Below are 14,647 nucleotides of genomic sequence, written 5' to 3' on the forward strand. Positions count from 1 at the left end.
TTCTTAAATGTTTATTATTCTAATATTTTTTCTTATTTCTTAGCTTTAGGACGTTTAGCACCGTATTTAGAACGAGCTTGCATCCGGTTAGCTACACCTGCTGTATCCAATGCACCACGAACGATATGGTAACGAACCCCTGCAAGGTCCTTTACTTTACCTCCGCGAAGTAATACAACACTGTGCTCTTGTAAGTTATGTCCGATACCCGGGATATAAGCTGTTACCTCGAGACGGTTCGTCAAACGAACACGGGCATATTTACGAAGCGCTGAGTTTGGTTTACGTGGAGTCATTGTACCAACACGAGTGCATACACCGCGTTTTTGCGGAGCGCTCAAATTTGTAGCCTCACGCTTGAGGGCGTTATACCCTTTTTGAAGAGCGGGAGATTTAGATTTTTCGATTTTGGCTTGACGGCCTTTACGAACCAATTGGTTAATTGTTGGCATGTTGTTGCCACCCCCTTCCTGAAATGATAGCCGATTTAAGAACTCTAAGCCCACAGACCCAGGCGGTTCATAAAAAGACAAATGAAAAGTTCTTGCCGCTGGAGTTCACCCCAGTACAAAAACATTTCCGTAGCTATTGTTTTAAGACGGCTGCCATCGCAGCGCCAACTTCTATTCCGCAGGCCTTGCCCAAATTCAGCATCGTATCCACATATGTGATCTTAACACCTTGTTTGTTACAAAGCATAACTATCCTGGAAGTAAGCCTTTGATCTCCGTCCTCTGCCACATAGACTTCTGTGGCTTGGCCCAACTCTACCGCCTTGACGGTTTGTTTGGTACCGATCTTGACCTGAGCATCCTGTAGTCCTCTATCATCAGTCATTATCATTACCTCCAATGAACAAGGATAACATGGCTACTCACGCACCTTAGACATTTTAGCATTATCAATAGATGGTGTCAAGAAATTCAGCAATAATTCTTATGAATATTATACACAGCAGATATTCGTGCCACACCTATGAAATAGGTATGACACGAGTACACTACCATGGTTGCTAATTTATTCAGCAGGAACCGTCTCTAAAGACTCAAGCGCGCTTTCTGCATTTGGATCACTTAGCTTAACATTACGGTAACGATTCATGCCAGTACCTGCAGGAATCAACTTACCGATAATAACATTTTCTTTCAATCCAAGCAACTTATCTACTTTGCCTTTGATAGCAGCGTCTGTTAAGACACGAGTAGTTTCTTGGAAAGATGCAGCTGACAAGAATGAATCTGTCTCAAGAGACGCCTTGGTAATACCGAGTAAGACCGGCTTAGCAACTGCAGGCTCCTTACCAGACAAGATAGCTTCCTTGTTAGCAGCTTCGTATTCATGAATGTCCGCAAATGCGCCTGGCAACAGACTTGTGTCACCCGCGTCAATGATACGGATCTTCCGAAGCATTTGCTTGATCATAACTTCAATGTGCTTATCATTGATCTCAACGCCCTGGTTACGATATACACGCTGAACTTCTTGTAGAATGTAGTTTTGTACCCCACGGATCCCTTTGATACGCAGCATTTCTTTAGGGTCAATTGAACCGTCTGTCAGCTCATCGCCAGCTTCGATCTCTTGGCCTTCGCTGACACGTAGACGTGAACCATAAGTAATGGAATAAGTCTTGGATTCTGCTTCACCTTGAACCTCGATTTCGCGACGGTCCTTAGTTTCACGGATTTCCTTGATTACACCATCGATCTCACTGATTGTAGCCTGACCTTTAGGGTTACGGGCTTCAAACAACTCCTGAATACGCGGCAAACCTTGCGTGATGTCATCACCGGCAACACCGCCGGTATGGAACGTACGCATGGTAAGCTGGGTTCCTGGTTCACCGATGGATTGTGCAGCAATAATACCAACAGCTTCACCGATCTCAACGTGTTTACCAGTTGCCAGGTTACGACCATAACATTTCTTACAAACACCGTGACGGGCACGGCAGCTTAGTACAGAGCGGATCTGCAGCTTAGTTACACCAGCGTTTACGATCGCCTCCGCTTTATCGGAGTCAATCAAATCGTTCCGGTGAACAATGATTTCGCCTGTTTCTGGATGACGAACAGTTTCGAAGCAGTAACGACCTTCAATACGGTCATACAGATCCTCAATAACCTCTTTACCATCCTGAATACGACTAACTGTGAACCCTTTATCAGTTCCACAATCTTCTTCACGAACGATAACGTCCTGAGCCACGTCAACGAGACGACGAGTCAAGTAACCAGAGTCAGCAGTACGAAGTGCGGTATCGGCAAGACCTTTACGCGCTCCGTGAGTGGAGATAAAGTACTCTAAGACTGTAAGGCCTTCACGGAAGTTCGCTTTAATTGGCAATTCGAAAATCCGACCCGAAGGTGTTGCCATCAGACCACGCATACCACCCAGCTGAGTGATCTGCGATTTGTTACCCCGTGCTTTGGAGTCAACCATGAGCATGATAGAGTTGAAACGGTCCATCGATTTAAGCAGGATGTTCGTAAGATCATCCTTAGTCTTCGACCAGATCTCAATAACACGGTCGTACCGTTCGTCATTGGTGATCAGACCACGGCGATATTGGTTTGCTACCACATCAACCTTAGCTTCGGACTCTTTCAAGATCGTAACTTTTTCCTCAGGCACGATAACATCCGACACAGCAACCGTAACACCGGAACGTGTGGAGTAAGTAAAGCCGAGTTGTTTAATTTTATCCAAAATCATAGAGGTTTTGGTTGTATGATAAGTTTCAAAGCAACGAGCGATAATCAGACCCAGATATTCTTTACCTACTGCGCTGGCTTCTGGAGCGGATTCAATCAACTCGCGAATATCTGCGCCTTTTTCATAGATAAAGTATTTCTCTGGCGTGCCATGCAGCAAGTTAGTCTTAGTCGCCTCATTGATATAAGGGAAACTACTTGGGTAAATTTCGTTAAAGATAATCTTACCGATCGTAGTAATCAACATTGCGCCTTGTTGTTTTTCCGTAAAGCAAGTTTTACCAAGTGCTTTAACTGGAATAGCTACACGAGCATGAAGACCTGCAGTTCCGCGTTGGTAAGCTGATACAGCTTCATTTACGGTACGCAGAATCATACCTGAACCCTTTTCTTCCTTGTTGTCCATAGTCAAGTAGAAAGTACCAAGGACCATATCCTGGGAAGGTGTTACAACCGGTTTTCCGTCTTTAGGGTTCAAGATATTACCAGATGCAAGCATAAGAATACGTGCTTCCGCTTGAGCTTCTGCAGACAGAGGAACGTGCACCGCCATTTGGTCACCGTCAAAGTCGGCGTTATAAGCCGTACATACGAGTGGGTGAAGACGAATAGCATGACCTTCCACCAAAATCGGTTCAAAAGCTTGAATACCGAGACGGTGAAGTGTTGGTGCGCGGTTTAGAAGTACTGGGTGCTCTCTGATTACTTCTTCAAGTACATCCCATACTTCAGGACTTACACGCTCAACTTTACGTTTCGCGCTCTTTATGTTGTGGGCGAGGCCCTTGTTAACCAATTCTTTCATGACAAAAGGCTTGAACAATTCTAGAGCCATTTTCTTAGGAAGTCCGCACTGATACATCTTGAGGTACGGTCCTACAACGATAACGGAACGTCCAGAGTAGTCAACCCGTTTACCGAGCAAGTTCTGACGGAAACGTCCTTGTTTACCTTTCAGCATGTGGCTGAGCGATTTAAGTGGACGGTTACCAGGACCAGTTACCGGACGTCCTCTACGGCCGTTATCGATGAGAGCATCGACAGCTTCCTGAAGCATCCGTTTCTCGTTCTGCACGATAATGTCAGGAGCACCGAGATCAAGCAATCTTTTCAGACGATTGTTCCGGTTAATAACACGACGATAAAGATCGTTCAAATCAGACGTAGCAAAACGGCCACCATCCAATTGAACCATCGGACGAAGCTCCGGTGGAATTACCGGAAGAACATCCATGATCATCCAATCAGGTTTGTTGCCGGAGTTACGGAACGCTTCAATGACTTCCAGACGTTTGATCGCCCGATTACGACGTTGGCCTTGGGCTGTACGCAGTTCTTCTTTGAGGAATTCCAGCTCTTTATCGATGTCGATGTCTTGAAGAAGCTTCTTAACAGCTTCAGCACCCATGCCGGCTTGGAATCCGTAACCGTATTTTTCACGGTAGCTACGATATTCTTTCTCGGACAGAAGTTGTTTCTTTTCCAGTGGTGTTTCACCTGGGTCAGTTACAACGTAAGAAGCGAAGTAGATAATCTCTTCAAGAGATCTTGGAGACATATCTAGCGCCAAACCCATACGGCTTGGGATACCTTTGAAGTACCAGATATGAGATACCGGAGCAGCCAATTCAATGTGACCCATACGTTCACGACGAACCTTAGCACGAGTAACTTCAACGCCACAACGGTCGCAGACTACGCCCTTATAACGGACACGTTTGTATTTACCGCAATGACATTCCCAGTCTTTTTGAGGCCCAAAGATACGCTCGCAGAAAAGACCCTCTTTTTCCGGTTTCAATGTACGATAGTTAATGGTTTCCGGTTTCTTAACTTCTCCGCGGGACCATGAACGAATCTTCTCCGGAGAAGCGAGTCCGATTTTCATAAATTCAAAATTGTTAACGTCCAACAAGGAGCAACCCTCCTTAACCTAATCCTGATTTAGTACCGCAATGCCCTCCCCTGACTCTTACATCAAGAGAGGGCGCGGTCCTTTATAAAATGGAACTCTAAAGCTCCTGGCGTGATTATTCTACTCCGACTTCTGAGCCTTCCAAATTGAGGCTTAGTTTGTCGCCTGACGTCTCGTCCTCATCGTCCAATTCTCTCATTTCAATTTCCTGCTCGTCACCGCTAAGGATCTTAACATCCATACCTAGGGACTGCAGTTCTTTGATCAATACCTTGAACGACTCAGGAACACCTGGTTCCGGTACATTTTCACCTTTGACAATGGATTCGTACGTCTTCACGCGACCAACCACGTCATCGGATTTTACGGTCAAAATTTCTTGCAATGTATATGCAGCACCGTAAGCTTCAAGCGCCCACACTTCCATCTCCCCGAAACGCTGTCCACCAAACTGAGCTTTACCACCCAGTGGCTGTTGCGTAACTAGTGAGTAAGGACCTGTTGAACGGGCGTGAATCTTATCATCAACCATGTGCGCAAGTTTGATCATATGCATGACGCCGACAGTAACTTCACGTTCGAAGCGTTCGCCTGTCCGGCCATCGTACAATATAGTCTTACCATTACGCTGCATGCCAGCTTCTTCCATCGTATCAAACACGTCATACTCACGTGCTCCGTCGAATACCGGCGTTGCAATGTGAATACCCAGACGCAATGCGGCCATACCAATATGGACCTCAAGCACCTGTCCGATGTTCATACGAGAAGGAACGCCTAGAGGGTTAAGAACAACCTGTACTGGCGTACCGTCCGGAAGGAACGGCATATCTTCTTCTGGCAAGATACGGGCAACGACACCCTTGTTACCGTGACGTCCGGCCATTTTGTCACCTTCAGAGATCTTACGTTTCTGAGCGATGTAGACACGAACCAATTGATTTACACCTGGAGGCAGTTCATCACCATTCTCACGCGTAAATACTTTAACGTCTACGATAATACCATCACTACCGTGAGGAACGCGTAAAGAGGTATCCCGTACTTCACGTGCTTTCTCACCAAAGATAGCGTGAAGGAGACGTTCTTCTGCTGTTAGTTCTGTTACACCCTTCGGAGTAACCTTACCAACCAGAATGTCACCAGCGCTGATTTCCGCACCGATACGGATGATTCCGCGCTCATCAAGATTGCGCAGAGCCTCTTCGCCCACGTTCGGAATATCACGTGTGATTTCTTCAGGTCCCAGTTTAGTGTCACGAGCTTCAGATTCGTATTCCTCGATATGAATCGAAGTGTATACATCTTCCTTAACAAGCTTCTCACTTAACAGGATCGCATCCTCGTAGTTGTAACCTTCCCAAGTCATGAACGCAACGACTACGTTGCGACCAAGAGCGAGTTCGCCCATTTCTGTGGAAGGACCATCTGCCAGGATATCACCTTTCTTAACAATGTCCCCTCTTTTAGCTAGAGGACGTTGGTTAATACAGGTACCTTGGTTAGAACGCATAAATTTGTGTAATTTATATTTTACGATATCGCCTTTAACTTCCTTGCCTTCGACAGTTTCAACCCGGCGTAGCCAAATTTCATTAGCTGAAGAACGTTCGATAATACCGTCATACTTGGAAACAACACATACGCCAGAATCCTTAGCGGATTTATGTTCCATCCCTGTTCCGACCAGCGGAGCTTTAGGAATTAGAAGCGGAACGGCTTGACGTTGCATGTTTGATCCCATCAGTGCGCGGTTGGAGTCATCGTTCTCAAGGAACGGAATGAGCGCCGTAGCGACGGATACGACCTGTTTAGGCGAAACGTCCATGTAATCTACGCGATTACTTGGCATCGTTGTAATGTTGTCTGAGTCTTTGTTGTAACGAACGATTACCATGTCTTCCTTAAAGGAACCCTCTTCATCGATCAATACATTAGCCTGAGCAACTACATAATTATCTTCCTCATCAGCAGTCAGATAATCGATTTGTTCAGTTACCTTACCTGTCTTTGGATCTACCCAACGATACGGCGCTTCAATAAAGCCGTATTCATTGATGCGAGCAAAGGTAGACAAGGAGTTGATCAACCCGATGTTCGGACCTTCCGGCGTTTCAATTGGACACATCCGGCCGTAGTGACTGTGATGGACGTCACGAACTTCAAAGCCCGCGCGTTCACGCGTCAGACCACCAGGTCCGAGTGCAGACAGACGACGTTTATGCGTAAGTTCCGCAAGTGGGTTCGTCTGGTCCATAAACTGAGACAACTGGGAGCTACCGAAGAACTCTTTAATGGACGCGATAACTGGACGAATATTGATCAGAGCCTGAGGCGTAATTGCATTAGCATCCTGAATCGACATTCTCTCGCGTACAACGCGTTCCATACGGGACAAACCGATACGGAACTGATTCTGCAGAAGTTCACCTACAGAACGCAGACGACGGTTACCCAAGTGGTCAATATCATCGGTATTACCAATTCCGTGAAGCAAATTAATAAAGTAGCTGATCGAGGATATAATATCAGCTTGAGTAATATGCTTAACAGATTTGTCGATATTGCCATTAGCGATCAGCTTAATAACTCGACCTTCTTCGATTGGTGAGAATACGTCAATCGTTTGAAGCGGAATATCTTCACTGTCCATAACCCCGCCAGTAACACGGTAGTTCTTAAAGGCAACATTCTTTTCAAAATAAGGAATCAATTCATCAAGCAGTCTGCGATCGACCATTTGGCCGGATTCTGCCAGGATTTCTCCTGTAGATTCGTCAACCAAAGGCTGAGCAAGACGTTGATTGAAAAGACGGTTCTTGATGTGCAACTTTTTATTGATTTTGTAACGGCCTACATTAGCTAGGTCGTAGCGTTTTGGATCAAAGAAACGCGCGACCAGCAAACTTTTGGCATTGTCAAGTGTCGGCGGTTCGCCCGGACGCAAACGCTCGTAAATTTCAATAAGCGCCTTCTCCGTGGAGTCCGTGTTGTCTTTATCCAGCGTATTGCGAATATATTCATCATTGCCAAGCAATTCCAGAATTTCGGCATCACTACCGAAACCGAGAGCACGCAAAAGTACGGTAACAGGAATTTTACGAGTCCGATCAATACGAACATACATAATATCCTTAGCGTCGGTCTCAAGTTCCAACCAGGCTCCGCGGTTCGGGATTACTGTGGCGGTGTAGGTTTTTTTGCCGTTCTTATCCACTTTTGTGCTGAAATAGACGCTTGGAGAGCGAACCAACTGGCTGACAATAACCCGTTCCGCACCGTTAATAATAAAAGTGCCGGTCTCCGTCATCAGCGGGAAATCTCCCATGAACACTTCCTGCTCTTTGACCTCACCGGTCTCCTTATTAATGAGCCGCACCTTTACACGCAGAGGAGCCGCATACGTTACGTCCCGCTCTTTAGCGTCGTCAACCGTATATTTCGGTTCACCCAGGCTGTAATCAATGAACTCTAGTACCAAATTACCTGTGAAATCCTGGATCGGCGAGATGTCCTGAAACATTTCCCGCAATCCTTCCTCCAAAAACCAATCATAAGATTTTTGTTGGATCTCGATCAGGTTCGGGACCTCGAGTACCTCGTTAATTCTCGCATAGCTCCGCCGAGTGCGTCGACCATACTGAACAAGATGTCCTGCCAACTTTACTCACCCCTCATGTCTACTCACTTAAAAATTGATTGCGAACCCTTGTTTGGAACCGTATAATGGAACCATACTACAAGGATTCAGTCATAAATAAAAGAAAAGCCCTTATCGAAATCTTCGAAAAAAGAGCGCACTTATCCATGACCAAAATACTCCTTATCCAGTAGATTTGCCCAAAACGTACATATTATACGTCACCAAGCAACAGTTTATGCGCTATTATCTATTACCGCGTAGCACCCGCTACGCCAGAGCATAGAGAACCAATTCGCAAAAAACTTGCCGTACGGCATGCGCTAGCCGGCGACAATATATCGCTTGACATTTTCAGCAAACTAAAGACATGGAGCCTATCTTAATACTGACATTTTATAATAATACCATTATCACTATCACATGTCAATAACCTATTGATTTTTATTTTTGAGCTTTAATAATCCGATAACCTTTGTCTTTCCCCACTTCTTCCACCACCCGGAACAAGCTTTCAAGTTTAGCTACCGCTGACGGAGCGCCCTGCTTTTTCTGGATTACAATCCACAGATAGCCACCTTCATTTAAATGATCATAAGCTTCTTCAAAAATCTGATGCACGACAGCTTTTCCCGCACGTATCGGAGGATTGGTAAGAATCACATCGAACTTTTGCTGCTCATTCAATGCGCCGAGCACATCGCTTTCCATTACCGTAACATTCCGGATTCCATTGTGCTGAGCATTCTCACGCGCCAGTTCTACCGCACGACTGTTAATATCAATCATCGTTACTTGCCCTTTGGGGGCTAGGTATGCTGCACTAATGCCTATCGGTCCATATCCGCAACCCACATCAAGTACTGCTGAACCGTCTGGAATAATTATAGCTTCAATGAGAACTCGGCTACCGTAGTCGATGTCTCCTTTAGAGAACACACCCGCATCGCTCGTAAAACGAAAGCTTTTGCCTCTTAGAACGGTGTCGATGGTACGTCTGTCATGACGCACTTCCGGTTGCTGCGAATAATAATGTTGCGACATCTCTATCCTCCCTTTCCCTTATGTTAATAGTTTGTATTTACAACCCTACTAACTCTATCAAGCATAAACGCCTTTGGTGTCCTTATAAGGACGGTAAGTGTTCATGCGAGAAATATAAGGATAAAGTATAGTGTGAAACTTATACTTTATCCTTATATTTTTATAAAATAAACCCCTTGAACAAGTTCAAGGGGTTTTCAGTATAGAAGGAATTACTTCACTTCTACAGCTGCGCCTGCTTCTTCCAATTTTGCTTTAGTAGCTTCGGCTTCTTCTTTGCTTACTTTTTCTTTGATTGCTTTTGGTGCGTTGTCTACAAGGTCTTTAGCTTCTTTCAAGCCAAGGCCTGTGATTTCGCGAACGATTTTGATAACGTTGATTTTGGAAGCGCCAGCGCCTGTCAAAATTACGTCAAATTCGGATTGCTCTTCAGCAACTGCTGCTACCGCACCGCCAGCTGCTACTGGAGCTGCTGCTGTTACGCCGAATTCTTCTTCAATTGCTTTAACCAGGTCGTTCAGTTCCAATACGCTCATGCCTTTAATTGCTTCCAAGATTGCTTCTTTACTCATGATTGAACCTCCATTTTATATTTAAATTTGTTTTTGGTATTGATTATGCTGCAAGAGTCAAAGGCTTACGCGCTTTGTTCTTCTTTTTCAGCAACAGCTTTAACTGCAAGCGCGAAGTTGCGCACTGGAGCTTGAAGTACGCTAAGCAGCATGGACAGCAAACCATCGCGGGATGGAAGCTCAGCCAGTGCTTTCAGTTGGTCCGCGTCAATGACACGACCTTCTACAACGCCGCCTTTCAATTTCAAAGCGTCGTTTTTCTTGGCGAAATCGTTCAAAATTTTAGCTGGAGCTACCGCATCAGTTGTACTGAATGCGATAGCTGTTGGACCAGTCAAAACTTCATCCAACTCACTCAACTCAGCCGCAGCAGTTGCGCGACGTAGCAATGTGTTCTTCAGGACTTGAAACTCAACGCCAGCTTCACGAAGTTGCTTACGCAGTTCAGTCACTTGGGAAACATTCAATCCACGGTAGTCCGCTACAACAGTCGAAAGACTGTTTTGCAGTTTAGCAGTAACGACGTCAACCGCATCCTGTTTTGCTTGAATTACTTTTGTATTTGCCAATGTATACACCTCCTGAAAATTTATGTGTCGGCGTTCTTTCCAAGGAAAGCATCACCGCTCCTACGCAGGCATTAGAAAAGCCTCCGCAGAATCACGAAGGCTTGATAAAACGAAAGTTATACGAGCGAACTCGTTACTTCTTGTTTCTATCACAACACCTCGGTAGGGAATTAAGCACTAAGGCACCTACTGTCTACGGTAAGCATATTCAAGGTTAAGATTGATACCTTAAGTTTCACAACTACTATAGATTATCAAAATCGACTCAAAGAGTCAACCTTTATTTATCTGAAGACGGTTGTGTTCACACGAGCGCTAGGTCCCATTGTGGAAGAAATCGAGATGCTTTTAAGGTATACACCTTTAGCAGCAGCTGGTTTCGCACGGTTCAAAGCATCGATAAGAGCTTTAAGGTTATCGTTCAATTGCGCAGCATCAAAGGACACTTTGCCGATTGGCGCGTGAATTTGACCTGCTTTGTCGAGACGGTATTCGATTTTACCGGCTTTGATTTCTTGCACAGCCTTGGAAACATCGAATGTAACTGTGCCAGCTTTAGGGTTAGGCATAAGACCTTTACCACCAAGCAGACGACCCAATTTACCGACTTCACTCATCATGTCAGGTGTAGCTACGCAGACATCAAATTCAAACCAGCCTTGTTGAATTTTGTTGATCATGTCTTGATCACCAACAAAATCCGCGCCAGCAGCTTCTGCCTCTTTCGCTTTTTCACCTTTTGCAAATACAAGCACGCGTTGTGTTTTACCTGTGCCGTGAGGCAGGACAACAACACCACGAACTGCTTGGTCTTGTTTACGCGGGTCTACACCCAGACGAACTGCTGCTTCAACGGTTTCGTCGAATTTCGCAGTCGCTGCCTTTTTCACAAGCTCTACAGCTTCTGAAGGCTCGTAAGTTGCTTCGCTGTTGATCAGCTTAGCAGCTTCTTGGTATTTCTTACCATGTTTAGCCATGAAAATGTTCCTCCTTTGTGGTGTTAGCGGAAATTCCTCCCACATACTTGCGGGTCACGAATGACCGATTCTTCGAAAACTACTAGTCTTCGATTGTGATACCCATACTGCGAGCAGTACCTTCAACCATACGCATTGCAGCTTCTACAGTTGCAGCGTTAAGGTCGGGCATTTTTGTTTCAGCAATTTCACGAACCGCTGCGCGGTTGATTTTTGCTACTTTTTTCTTGTTTGGTTCACCGGATCCTTTTTCTACTTTAGCAGCGATGCGAAGCAGAACAGCAGCCGGAGGAGTTTTAGTGATGAAAGTAAAGGAACGGTCTTCAAATACTGTAATTTCAACCGGAATGATCAAGCCAGCCTGGTCGGCAGTACGAGCATTAAATTCCTTACAGAATGCCATGATGTTGACACCTGCTTGACCTAACGCCGGACCTACTGGAGGCGCTGGATTCGCTTTCCCTGCAGGAATCTGCAGTTTCACCATTTTAATAACTTTTTTAGCCATGAGTGACACCTCCTTGCAAAAATAGTGGTCTTCGAACGCCATTAGCGCTCTCCCACAAGAAACCCTTAGCTTATGTTATATTTTCTCCACTTGAGTGAAATCCAACTCTAGCGGGGTTTCCCGTCCAAACATGTTAACATGCACTTTAATCTTGCTCTTGTCAGCCAAAATTTCTTCCACGGAACCCACAAAATTCGCAAACGGACCAACCATAATACGTACGGATTCCTTGATTTCGAAATCAATCTTCGCTTTAGGTTCAACCATGCCCATATGCTTCAGAATTTGTTCTACCTCTTCCGGAAGCAAAGCTGTTGGTTTAGACCCTGAGCCTGTCGAACCAACAAATCCAGTAACGCCCGGAGTATTGCGGACAACATACCAGGAATCATCAGTCTGAACCATTTCCACCAAAACATAACCCGGGTAAACTTTACGCATAACGGTTTTTTTCTTACCGTCTTTGTTTACGATTTCTTCTTCCATAGGAACAAGAACGCGGAATATTTTGTCTTCCATGCCCATGGACTCAACGCGCTTTTCCAAATTGGCCTTGACCTTATTCTCATACCCAGAATAGGTATGAACGACATACCATCTTTTTTCCATATCAAGCCACCTGGGACCTCTCTAAATAATCGCTTCAATCACAGCGGAAATACCGATGTCCAGAACCCAGAAGTAAATAGCGACAACTACAATTGTACCGAGAACGATCAATGTATAGTTGGTCAATTCTTTACGACTTGGCCAGCGAACTTTTTTGAGTTCACTCCAGCTCTCAGTGAAAAAGGAAAACATAGACTTGAAACTACGTTTCATGCCGACTACACCTCCACAGACTATCTGGTTTCGCGATGAGGAGTTTGCGAGTTACAATACTTGCAAAATTTCTTCATCTCCATGCGGTCGGGGTGATTTCGCTTGTTTTTGGTAGTCGCATAGTTTCTTTGTTTGCAACTTGTACAAGCCAAAGTGATAATTACCCGCATGATGTGCACCTCCCGAGACGTCCTTCTAACTAAACAATTAGAAGACGTAAATATTGATCCTAAAAAAAGCCGCGAATTTAGGCCTACCTAAAACACTTTAGCATAATGTCAAGGTCTGTGTCAACGAAAGAATTCCGTTCTGCACTGGGTAATTTCGGGTGTTATAGTCATATGGCCGTACCCTGTCTTTGGGTCTATCTCTTCCTCACACTTCGCTGTCTTCCTAATCATTATGGGGCATTCCGACTGTGTATAAACCTACCCTCAACGGCAACGACTAAAATCGACTCAAATAGGAATTTATGGTGTTAGTTCCTAATTCTATCCGAGCAATTTCATGAGACTAAAAAAAAGAACTCGATGTCCGAGCCCTCTTGTGTACATTATATCATTAATTGTCACGTACTTCTAGATATCTTTCTAATTTCCGCTTTACTCGCTGTAAAGCGTTATCAATAGACTTCACATGCCGCTTAAGATCTTCAGCAATTTCCTGATAAGATCGTCCGTCTAAATACAACATCAGAACCTTGCGCTCTAGGTCACTTAAAATCTCCGCCATCTTATCTTCAAGTCCGATGAATTCTTCTTGATTAATAATTAGCTCTTCTGGATCTAGAACCTGAGTTCCACAAATGACATCCATAAGCGTTCGGTCGGAATCTTCATCATAAATGGGCTTGTCCAAAGAAACATAAGAATTGAGCGGAATATGCTTCTGACGAGTGGCCGTCTTTATAGCGGTTATAATCTGTCGTGTAATGCAGAGCTCAGCAAATGCCTTGAATGAAGAGAGCTTGTCACCTTTAAAGTCACGAATAGCCTTATATAGACCAATCATTCCTTCTTGTACAATATCTTCACGGTCTGCCCCGATCAAGAAATAAGAGCGGGCCTTAGCACGTACAAAATTACGGTATTTATTAATTAAGTGTTCCAATGCGCCACTGTCGCCACCACGGAAAGCCTCGACAATATCTTCATCACTTATGAAATCATACTCAGACAGCATTATTTCCTTGAGGTCGACACTCACCAAGAATCCCCCCGGCTGCAACGCAAGACACATCGTTACTTCGCGAAATATAGGATCAGTATATATTATGTTACCTTACACCGTCAACCGGATTTGTCCAAAAACAATCTAGAATAGCATAAAATGGAATAAAAATTTTACCTAAATCTTCCCACTTGTCACTGCCTACGCCAATTTTCCAGCTTACTCCGCACATCAGGAGGCAGCTTGTCTCCCAAAGAATGACGTGTAGAACTGATACTCCCCGGTTCGATAGCCTTTTTTACTTGTTTCTGGTTCTCCTGAATTTCTAGGAGTAGTTCTCTTGCAGAAATCCGCAGTGCACCTTGGGCAAAAATAATATGCTGCTCCACAAAGTCACTCGTTGCAACATAGATCTGCCGGCGCCGGTTGCTAAATTCCCCAACCAGCCGCTCGATGCATTCATCTGCGGTTTCTTTTTCCTTGGTGAAAAACACCTGGACTTTGCCCTGGACAAATGACCTTCCCAATCCCGGAACGCGATATGCATCAAAGACAGCAATAACTCGTCGTCCAGAGTAAGCCTGGTAATCAGCCAGCAAATCCATCAAGCGGTCGCGTGCTTCCTGCATACCAATCTGGGACAGTGCCGCAAGTTCCGGCCAGCCACCGATCATATTGTACCCGTCCACAAGCAGCACATCGCGCCAGTCGGCCAT

14 protein-coding genes and 1 other annotated feature are annotated in these 14,647 nt (G+C 45.0%); all 14 genes read right to left on the reverse strand.

All coding sequences use genetic code 11. The annotated features are described in order from the left end of the window. Positions 1-32 precede the first annotated feature (32 nt). The 14 genes from rpsL to MHH52_RS26250 all read right to left on the reverse strand — a co-directional run bounded on the left by rpsL (position 33) and on the right by MHH52_RS26250 (position 14,647). On the reverse strand, positions 33-452 hold the full coding sequence (gene rpsL / locus MHH52_RS26185) for a 30S ribosomal protein S12 (protein ID WP_036680518.1): 420 nt from the start codon (positions 450-452) through the stop codon (positions 33-35). A gap of 133 nt (positions 453-585) precedes the next feature. Then, the gene (locus MHH52_RS26190) at positions 586-837 is read right to left on the reverse strand and encodes a ribosomal L7Ae/L30e/S12e/Gadd45 family protein (RefSeq protein WP_313639621.1); all 252 of its coding nucleotides are present in this window, start codon (positions 835-837) and stop codon (positions 586-588) included. Between the two features lie 180 nt (positions 838-1,017). Further along, positions 1,018-4,629 (reverse strand): DNA-directed RNA polymerase subunit beta', encoded by a 3,612-nt coding sequence (gene rpoC, locus MHH52_RS26195; protein WP_313639622.1) that lies wholly within the window; start codon positions 4,627-4,629, stop codon positions 1,018-1,020. A 115-nt stretch (positions 4,630-4,744) separates the two neighbouring features. Further along, positions 4,745-8,290 (reverse strand): DNA-directed RNA polymerase subunit beta, encoded by a 3,546-nt coding sequence (rpoB, locus tag MHH52_RS26200; RefSeq protein ID WP_340005223.1) that lies wholly within the window; start codon positions 8,288-8,290, stop codon positions 4,745-4,747. Positions 8,291-8,713: 423 nt separating this feature from the next. Further along, on the reverse strand, positions 8,714-9,313 hold the full coding sequence (locus MHH52_RS26205; RefSeq protein ID WP_340005224.1) for a class I SAM-dependent methyltransferase: 600 nt from the start codon (positions 9,311-9,313) through the stop codon (positions 8,714-8,716). Positions 9,314-9,525: 212 nt separating this feature from the next. Then, on the reverse strand, positions 9,526-9,885 hold the full coding sequence (gene rplL / locus MHH52_RS26210; protein ID WP_042131233.1) for a 50S ribosomal protein L7/L12: 360 nt from the start codon (positions 9,883-9,885) through the stop codon (positions 9,526-9,528). A 65-nt stretch (positions 9,886-9,950) separates the two neighbouring features. Then, complete coding sequence (gene rplJ, locus MHH52_RS26215; protein ID WP_313641334.1) at positions 9,951-10,454, reverse strand: 50S ribosomal protein L10; 504 nt, start codon at positions 10,452-10,454, stop codon at positions 9,951-9,953. A 64-nt stretch (positions 10,455-10,518) separates the two neighbouring features. Further along, positions 10,519-10,671, reverse strand: a sequence feature (ribosomal protein L10 leader region). A 67-nt stretch (positions 10,672-10,738) separates the two neighbouring features. Continuing rightward, positions 10,739-11,431 carry a 50S ribosomal protein L1 gene (gene rplA, locus MHH52_RS26220; RefSeq protein WP_313641335.1) on the reverse strand — a complete coding sequence of 231 codons (693 nt, stop codon included), beginning with the start codon at positions 11,429-11,431 and terminating at the stop codon, positions 10,739-10,741. A gap of 82 nt (positions 11,432-11,513) precedes the next feature. Further along, positions 11,514-11,939 (reverse strand): 50S ribosomal protein L11, encoded by a 426-nt coding sequence (gene rplK, locus MHH52_RS26225; RefSeq protein ID WP_313641336.1) that lies wholly within the window; start codon positions 11,937-11,939, stop codon positions 11,514-11,516. A gap of 75 nt (positions 11,940-12,014) precedes the next feature. Further along, the gene (gene nusG, locus MHH52_RS26230) at positions 12,015-12,548 is read right to left on the reverse strand and encodes a transcription termination/antitermination protein NusG (RefSeq protein WP_036680499.1); all 534 of its coding nucleotides are present in this window, start codon (positions 12,546-12,548) and stop codon (positions 12,015-12,017) included. 21 nt (positions 12,549-12,569) lie between these two features. After that, positions 12,570-12,761, reverse strand: a complete 192-nt coding sequence (gene secE / locus MHH52_RS26235) for a preprotein translocase subunit SecE (protein WP_036680497.1) — start codon at positions 12,759-12,761, stop codon at positions 12,570-12,572. A 20-nt stretch (positions 12,762-12,781) separates the two neighbouring features. Next, positions 12,782-12,931 (reverse strand): 50S ribosomal protein L33, encoded by a 150-nt coding sequence (gene rpmG / locus MHH52_RS26240; protein WP_076099620.1) that lies wholly within the window; start codon positions 12,929-12,931, stop codon positions 12,782-12,784. A 391-nt stretch (positions 12,932-13,322) separates the two neighbouring features. Next, positions 13,323-13,967, reverse strand: coding sequence for an RNA polymerase sporulation sigma factor SigH (sigH, locus tag MHH52_RS26245; protein ID WP_036680496.1), 645 nt, complete (start codon positions 13,965-13,967; stop codon positions 13,323-13,325). A gap of 158 nt (positions 13,968-14,125) precedes the next feature. Further along, the gene (locus MHH52_RS26250; RefSeq protein WP_313641337.1) at positions 14,126-14,647 is read right to left on the reverse strand and encodes an NYN domain-containing protein; all 522 of its coding nucleotides are present in this window, start codon (positions 14,645-14,647) and stop codon (positions 14,126-14,128) included.

The organism is Paenibacillus sp. FSL K6-0276 (assembly GCF_037977235.1).
Classification (GTDB): Bacteria; Bacillota; Bacilli; order Paenibacillales; family Paenibacillaceae; genus Paenibacillus_AQ.

Bases quoted from the DNA above. Each gene is read 5' to 3' on its own strand.
- MHH52_RS26190 (WP_313639621.1), bottom strand. From the start codon at position 837: ATGACTGATGATAGAGGACTACAGGATGCTCAGGTCAAGATCGGTACC.
- nusG (WP_036680499.1), bottom strand. From the start codon at position 12,548: ATGGAAAAAAGATGGTATGTCGTTCATACCTATTCTGGGTATGAGAAT.
- MHH52_RS26205 (WP_340005224.1), bottom strand. From the start codon at position 9,313: ATGTCGCAACATTATTATTCGCAGCAACCGGAAGTGCGTCATGACAGA.
- rplK (WP_313641336.1), bottom strand. From the start codon at position 11,939: ATGGCTAAAAAAGTTATTAAAATGGTGAAACTGCAGATTCCTGCAGGG.
- rpsL (WP_036680518.1), bottom strand. From the start codon at position 452: ATGCCAACAATTAACCAATTGGTTCGTAAAGGCCGTCAAGCCAAAATC.
- MHH52_RS26250 (WP_313641337.1), bottom strand. From the start codon at position 14,647: ATGGCCGACTGGCGCGATGTGCTGCTTGTGGACGGGTACAATATGATC.
- rplL (WP_042131233.1), bottom strand. From the start codon at position 9,885: ATGAGTAAAGAAGCAATCTTGGAAGCAATTAAAGGCATGAGCGTATTG.
- secE (WP_036680497.1), bottom strand. From the start codon at position 12,761: ATGAAACGTAGTTTCAAGTCTATGTTTTCCTTTTTCACTGAGAGCTGG.
- rpmG (WP_076099620.1), bottom strand. From the start codon at position 12,931: ATGCGGGTAATTATCACTTTGGCTTGTACAAGTTGCAAACAAAGAAAC.
- rplA (WP_313641335.1), bottom strand. From the start codon at position 11,431: ATGGCTAAACATGGTAAGAAATACCAAGAAGCTGCTAAGCTGATCAAC.